This window comes from Corallococcus terminator (assembly GCF_003611635.1).
Lineage (GTDB): Bacteria > Myxococcota > Myxococcia > Myxococcales > Myxococcaceae > Corallococcus > Corallococcus terminator.
Map to the genome: position 1 here is coordinate 1 of NZ_RAVZ01000696.1, position 1,245 is coordinate 1,245.

Annotated in this window: 1 protein-coding gene; it reads left to right on the forward strand. The window is 65.2% G+C overall.

The genetic code is table 11. The annotated features are described in order from the left end of the window. Window positions 1–54: 54 nt before the first annotated feature. A protein-coding gene (locus D7V88_RS41585; protein WP_120545969.1) for an IS3 family transposase occupies window positions 55–1,214 on the forward strand; the annotation gives its coding sequence in 2 pieces (ribosomal slippage) (window positions 55–334 and window positions 334–1,214; 1,161 coding nt in all). The last annotated feature ends 31 nt before the right edge of the window (window positions 1,215–1,245 follow it).

Here is a 1,245-nt window from a genome sequence, read left to right on the forward strand (position 1 = left end):
TGGGCATGATCCGCTTGAGTGGACACCAACGAAGAGGCGGATACGGTGTCCGACATGGTGGAAGTGAAGAAGGAGCGCCGTCCCCGGCGCAGCTACACGGAAGAGTTCAAGGCCGGGGCTGTCCGGCTGGTACTGGAGGAAGGGAAGACGGTCTCCCAGGTGGCCAGGGACCTCGACTTAACGCTGTCGGCGTTGAGGACCTGGGTCGAGCAGGCTCGGGCGGATAGCGGTAAGGGGAAGCCCGGGGCGCTGACGAGCGCGGAGCGGCAAGAGCTCACGAAGCTGCGCAAGCAGGTGCGCGAGCTGGAGATGGAGCGAACGCTGCTAAAAAAATGGGTGGCCTACACCGCGAAGGAGAACGGGTGAAGTTCGAGTTCATCCGTGCGGAGCAGGCGCACTTCTCCATCAGCTTGCTGTGCCGATTGCTGCAGGTGTCGCGTTCAGGCTTCTATGCATGGAGGCGTCGGCCTCCGAGTCCCCGGCACAGCGCCGACGAGCGGCTGAAGGTCCTGGTCCGCGAGGCGCACGAGCAGGGGCGCCGGACCTACGGCAGCCCTCGCGTCCATCGGGCCTTGCGCACCCAGGGTGTCCGCATCAGTCGCAAGCGCGTCATCCGCCTCATGCAAGCGGAGCACTTAGTGGGCCGGGCGCGCCGACGCTACCGCTGCACGACAGTGAGCGAGCCTGGGCTGCCGGTCGCCGCCAACCTGCTGCAGCGGCGCTTCACCGCGGACGGCCCCAATCAGCGCTGGGTGGGCGACACCACGGAACTCACCACACCCGAGGGAAAGCTCTACCTGGCGGCCATCATCGACCTGTACTCCCGCTTCGTCGTGGGCTGGGCGTTGAGTGCGATGAACGACCGCCACCTGACGCTCAAGGCCCTGGACATGGCGCTTCGCAGACGGCGTCCGGAAGAAGGGCTCCTCCATCACTCCGACCAGGGCTGCACCTACGCCAGCGAGGACTACCAGCGTGTCCTGGAGCAGCACGGCCTGCGCTGCAGCATGAGCCGCCGGGGCAACTGCTACGACAACGCGGCCATGGAGAGCTGGTTCAGCACACTCAAGAACGAGCTGGGTGAGTCCTTCCAGAGCGCCAGCGACGCGAAGGTGAAGCTGTTCGACTACATCGAGGTCTTCTACAACCAGCAACGCATGCACTCGGCAATCGGTTACGCTGCGCCGGCCGAGTTCGAACGGGCAGCGGCATAGTCAACCTGTCCACGAAAGCGGATCACGCCCA